Below are 5,060 nucleotides of genomic sequence, written 5' to 3'. Positions count from 1 at the left end.
ACGGACCAGCCGGGCCGCGCGGGCGTCGAGCCGTCGGCTGGTGATCCGGTCCACGTCGACCGGCTGCCAACCGCGCGGCCAGAGCCGACCCAGGCCGCGGACCAGGCGACGCAGCAGCGCGGCGTCCACCGCCGTGGTGCCGTCCGCGGCGCCAGTGCCGACCATCAGGTGGTCCAGCTGCCGTTCGGCCTGCCGTACGTCCGTGCCGCGCACCGCCGCGAGCGCGTTGGCGACGAGTTCGTCCGCGTCCGGCACGGGCACCTCCTTCTCGGGATCTGGCGTTCGCTGCCCCTCCAGGCTCCATGATCATGCCGCCCGTGGCCCGGGAGTCACGAAACGGGGATGTCACCGACCGTCGGTCTCGCGGGTCTGGCCGGGAATGTTTCATGCCGTTCGGGGTATTCGCGACCTGATCCGAGCTGACTGCGAGGTGTGTGGTGGTCGATTCGAGCCTGCCGAGGGCACGTACCGCCGACGTTCGTTCCTCCACCCTCGTCGGCGTCCTGATCGGCATCGCGATCATGGCTGCGGTGGACGAGATCGTCTTCCACCAGCTCCTTGCCTGGCACCACTTCTACGACCGCTCCACCCCCTCGGTGGCGCTGCTCTCGGACGGGCTGCTGCACGCCGCCGAGGTGATTGCCCTGGTCGGTGGGTTCTTCTGGTTCGCCGACCTGCGCCGGCGCCGTGCCCTGTCGAGCCGGCTGGCGTGGGGTGGCTTCCTGCTCGGCGCCGGAGGATTCCAGCTCTTCGACGGGCTCGTCGACCACAAGGTGCTCCGGCTGCACCAGATCCGCTACGGCGTCCACCTGGTGCCGTACGACGTGGTCTGGAACGTGGCCGGCGCGGTGCTGCTGCTGGCCGGCGTCGCGGTCCTGCGGTGGGCCCGGTCCCGCCGGTCCGGGGTGGGCGCCCGATGACGGTGGCCGTGCCGTTGGCGCACGCCGAGCACGGCACGACCGGGCCGACCTGGTACCCGCTGTTCCCGGTCGCGTTGCTGGCGGTCGGCTACGTGCTGGCGGCCGTACGCGACCCACGAGGTTGGGACCACCGGCGCACCGCCTCCTGGCTGGTCGGCTGCGCCCTGCTGGCGGTCGCCGTCGGGCCACTGGCCCAACTCCCCGACGACCCACGCGGGCACATGGCGCAGCACCTGCTGCTCGGCATGCTGGCCCCGCTGGGGCTGGTGCTCGCCGCCCCGGTGACGCTGTTGCTGCATGTCGCGCCGCCACCGGTACGCCGGGCGGTCGGTCGGCTGCTGCGCTCCCGCCCGCTGCACCTGCTCGCCCACCCGTTCACTGCCGCGCTGCTGACCACCGGCGGGTTGGCGGTGGTCCTGCTCACCCCGCTGTACGCGGCGGCCGAACGTCAACCCGTCCTGCATCACGCCGTGCACCTGCACTACCTGGCCGCCGGGTACCTTTTCGCCTGGTCGTTGGCCGGGCCGGACCCGGCGCCGCGTCGCCCGGGACTGGCGGTACGGGTCGGCGCGCTACTGGCCGCGTCAGCCGGCCACGCCGTGCTGGCCAAGTACCTGTACGCCCGGGCCGACACCCTCCCGCCCGGCCTCACCGACCGGGACCAGGAAGCGTTCCGCTCGGCCGCCCAACTCATGTACTACGGCGGCGACCTGGCCGAACTGCTCCTGGCAGCAGCCCTCTTCGCGACCTGGTACCACTCCCGCCGCCCCCGCCCGTCCCTGCCCCTGTCGCCATCTCCGTTGATCAAGAAACTTGCGTCACCGGAAGGCGGCTCCTTGACGCAAACCTCTTGATCAGCTCGAAGGCGGGGTGGCTAGTGCGGCGGAGAGTCGGCGGAAGAACGAGCGGATATCGTCCTCACTGTGGTGCGTCTCCGCCTGGTCGTTCAGCGGGCCCGAATAGCGCAGCGCCTGGTCGAGCGCGTCACGCGTCTCAACCCGGTCTCCTGGGTAGAGCCCGGCGGTCACCCCGTCGACGACCCGAGTCACCACCGAGTCGTCGAGCACCCGGTCGAACTGGATTCCGTAGAGGATCCCGTTGACGTGGCCCTTCCAACTTTCCGTACCCATGCTCGTCGACTCCCCTAGAAGATCTGGCTGCCGTCCCAGGCAAGGATCGGAATCCCGCCCACGCCGTTGCGCTTGAACTCGGCGTCGAGATTGGCCATGTGGCTCACGTCGGGCTGGTAATGACCGCTGCGCGCCGTGGCGTACTGGACCCTACCGTCCTTGACGACCAGCTCGCCCGCTGCGGCGACCGGCTGCCCGTTGCCCAGCGTGGAGTGGTGGAAATCGCCGACCTTCTGGTAGTTGGACGCATAGAGGTTGCCGTTCCGGTCCATCACGAAGATGGCCTGACCGTTTCCGCTGAACACGGTCTGAGCGCTTGATGTGTCGAACGGTTCGCCACTTCTGGCGCTACGCAACATGCCGTTGCTGTCGAAGAAGACTCGGTGCTGTTCGAGCTCCTCTGGACTGAGCCGGCGCACCGCCGTCGGAAAGTGCCCTCCGGGCAGGTGCTCGTTGCGGTACTTGTCGAGCATCGGCTTCGTATGGGGGTAGCGCGGAACGGTGTGCGGACCGGGCACGGTGGGTCGTCCGGGGCCACCCTTCGCGCCCTTGCGGGTGAAACGGCGCAGCAGCGTCTTCGCACGCTTCAACAACCTCGGAATGATCTCCTTGACGACCCGCTCGATGATCTCCTTGATGATCCGCTGGATCGCCATCCGGGCCAGGCCGATCGAGACGGGGATCGAGGCCAACGAGGAGCCGAGGCTGGGTGCCGCTGCCGCCAACGCCATCGCTACCTGCACCACCAGAATCGTCAGCTGGACGATGACGAGGACCTTCTGGGTCAGGGTGATGATGGCCATCACCAGCAACGCCATGCCGATAAGTTCGGCTGCCTGCGCGCCGTCCTCCATCCGGCGCGGTGCACCCTCCTCGCCCTGCCACGCCTGCTCGAACGCGCGGATGTCGTCCCCGCTGTTCGTCATCCCGACCTTCGCCGCGCCCGCCTCCGCCTCCCCGACCGCTGTGCGGAGCCGGCCGGCGAACGCGAACCACAGTTGGGACGCCTGGAAGAGCAACTCCTCGTCGGCGGCCGGCCAGGTGAACCCGACCCATCCCAGGGCCTCGGCGAGTTCAGGAGGGAGCTGCATACCCATTGGGCAGCTCCATCCTCGTGAAGAGCTCGGTGTTCGCGATGTCGGTTGCCTCGTGGGCGTCGGCACTGGCGTCGAGGTCCCCGGCGGTCTCCAACAACTGGTCGGCCATCGACCGGTAGACGTCGAGCGCATGCGTCAGGACTTCCACGTACGCGGCGCCGAAGAGCGAACCCGCCTCGTCGTCGCCCCACGGGTTACCCGCCCCGTTGACAGTCGACTCGAGGCTGGCGATCTCCGCGCCGAGCTGCTGGCCGGTTGTCGCGAGCGACGCCGCCGCGCCGTGGAGAGCGTCGAGGTCGACGTGGATCCCGTCGGACATGATCAGCCCTGGCCTGTCCGGCGGGTGACGACGTCCAGGTCGCCGATCATCTGCTGGAAACCCCGGAACGCGTCTTCCGAGACACGTTCGAGCTGCTTGCCGAGGGCCACGGTGTCGACGTGAGCGGCCGCCGTCAGCTGGGCTCTGCGGGCGCGCTCGTCGGCCTGCGCTGCCTGGACCGCCTCCAGGACGTACTCGGCGATGGCACCGGTGCCGGCCCGGGACAGGCTCGGGTCGATCACCAGGGTCTGCAGGGCGCCGAAGGCGGTGACTTCCGCCTCGACGAGACCATTCCCGCCGGTGCCCCGCCCCGTCAGCTGATCGACGGCGGGTGCGGCAGGGTCATCCTGCTCGTCGGCGTCGTCCGGCTGCGCCGTGGCCGAACCCGGAACCTGGCTCAGCAGGCGCATGGCCTCTTCGAGTGAGCGGCTGAGGCCGGCCGGGTCGATTCCGCTCGCCATGCTCGTCCCCTTCGGGTCTGCAGTCCACGATCAGGGCGACGGTATCAACGCGGCGTCTGCGCGGCCGCCCCACTGCGTCCCCTGTGGAACGGCGCCACCCCTGATCACCGAGATCACTTCCAGCCGGTAAGGATCTCCTCGACGGGTAGGGCGTCCTGCTCGGGATCGGGTGCCGGGGTTGGTCGGTCGGTTGGAGTGCGGTCGAAGCGGGGTGCGGGGGCCGGTTGGATCTCGCCCCCCACCTCGACGAACGTGCCCCGGGCCGTGTTGTGCGGGTGCCCAGGCGCCTCGCCGGGGGCGAGCACCGGCGCGACGCAGGCGTCCAGGTCGGCGAAGACCGCCGTCCACTCGTCCCGGGTGCGCTCGGCGAACCGCTCGGTGAACCGGCGGCGCAACTCGTCCCAGCCGCTCGGGTCGTACTGGGCGGGCAGGTCCGGGTCGTCGGCAAGGTCGAGGCCGCTGAGCAGTACGGCGTAGAAGGCCGGTTCCATCGCGCCGACGGCCATGAACCCGCCGTCGGCGGTGGCGTACGTGTCGTAGAACGGCGCCCCGCCGTCGAACATGTTGCGCCCGCGCGGGGCGGCCCACAGGCCGGCGCCGAGCAGCCCGTGCAGGAACGAGGTGAGCAGCGCCGAGCCGTCCACCATCGCCGCGTCGACCACCTGGCCGATGCCGGAGCGCTCCCGCTCCAGCAGCGCGGCCAGCACCCCGACGGCGAGCAGCATGCCGCCGCCGCCGAAGTCGCCGAGCAGGTTCATCGGCGCGTACGGGCGTTCGCCGGCCCGTCCCAGCGGCTCCAACGCCCCGGCCACCGCGATGTAGTCGATGTCGTGCCCGGCTCGGGCGGCCAGCGGGCCGTCCTGACCCCAGCCGGTCATCCGCGCGTACACCAGTCGGGGGTTGCGGGCCTGGCACACGTCCGGTCCGAAGCCGAGCCGCTCGGCTACCCCCGGCCGGTACGCCTCGACCAGCACGTCCGCGCGCTCGGCGAGGCGCAGCAGGTCCGCCACCCCGGCCGGGGACTTCAGGTCCAGTGCGGTGACCCGCCGTCCGCGCTGCAACGGCCCGCTTGTCGGTGCGGCCAGCCGGCCCGCGCCCGGGGCGCCCGGCCGGTCCACCCGCACCACGTCCGC

Annotated in this window: 7 protein-coding genes and 1 pseudogene; 2 read left to right on the top strand and 6 right to left on the bottom strand. The window is 70.8% G+C overall.

Annotation, left to right across the window (positions count from 1 at the left end):
• Nucleotides 1-255, bottom strand: a pseudogene (locus PSH25_RS28750) (DUF2786 domain-containing protein); the annotation flags it as partial.
• Between the two features lie 182 nt (nt 256-437).
• Here PSH25_RS28750 and PSH25_RS28745 point away from each other — a divergent pair.
• Together PSH25_RS28745 and PSH25_RS28740 are read left to right on the top strand one after the other, a co-directional pair.
• Nucleotides 438-920: a DUF2243 domain-containing protein gene (locus PSH25_RS28745; RefSeq protein WP_238662016.1), complete on the top strand. Its 483-nt coding sequence runs from the start codon at nt 438-440 to the stop codon at nt 918-920.
• The gene (locus tag PSH25_RS28740; protein WP_238662015.1) at nt 917-1,774 is read left to right on the top strand and encodes a cytochrome c oxidase assembly protein; all 858 of its coding nucleotides are present in this window, start codon (nt 917-919) and stop codon (nt 1,772-1,774) included. Before PSH25_RS28745 ends, PSH25_RS28740 begins: the two co-directional genes overlap by 4 nt.
• On the opposite strand, the gene PSH25_RS28735 is transcribed toward PSH25_RS28740, so the two are convergent.
• From PSH25_RS28735 to PSH25_RS28715, 5 genes are all read right to left on the bottom strand, one after another.
• Complete coding sequence (locus PSH25_RS28735) at nt 1,775-2,050, bottom strand: hypothetical protein (RefSeq protein WP_238662014.1); 276 nt, start codon at nt 2,048-2,050, stop codon at nt 1,775-1,777.
• 14 nt (nt 2,051-2,064) lie between these two features.
• A complete protein-coding gene (locus PSH25_RS28730) occupies nt 2,065-3,147 on the bottom strand; it encodes an IQM protein middle domain-containing protein (RefSeq protein WP_238662013.1) in 1,083 nt (360 codons plus the stop codon).
• A complete protein-coding gene (locus PSH25_RS28725) occupies nt 3,125-3,466 on the bottom strand; it encodes a WXG100 family type VII secretion target (protein WP_238662012.1) in 342 nt (113 codons plus the stop codon). Before PSH25_RS28725 ends, PSH25_RS28730 begins: the two co-directional genes overlap by 23 nt.
• A 2-nt stretch (nt 3,467-3,468) precedes the next feature.
• Nucleotides 3,469-3,927, bottom strand: a complete 459-nt coding sequence (locus PSH25_RS28720) for a YbaB/EbfC family nucleoid-associated protein (protein ID WP_238662011.1) — start codon at nt 3,925-3,927, stop codon at nt 3,469-3,471.
• 113 nt (nt 3,928-4,040) lie between these two features.
• Nucleotides 4,041-5,060: CaiB/BaiF CoA transferase family protein (locus PSH25_RS28715; RefSeq protein ID WP_238662010.1), on the bottom strand; the 1,020-nt coding region annotated here is incomplete at its 5' end.

This window comes from Micromonospora foliorum (assembly GCF_022229015.1).
GTDB classification, from domain to species: domain Bacteria; phylum Actinomycetota; class Actinomycetes; order Mycobacteriales; family Micromonosporaceae; genus Micromonospora; species Micromonospora foliorum.
This window is presented reverse-complemented; position numbering and strand designations above follow the sequence as displayed.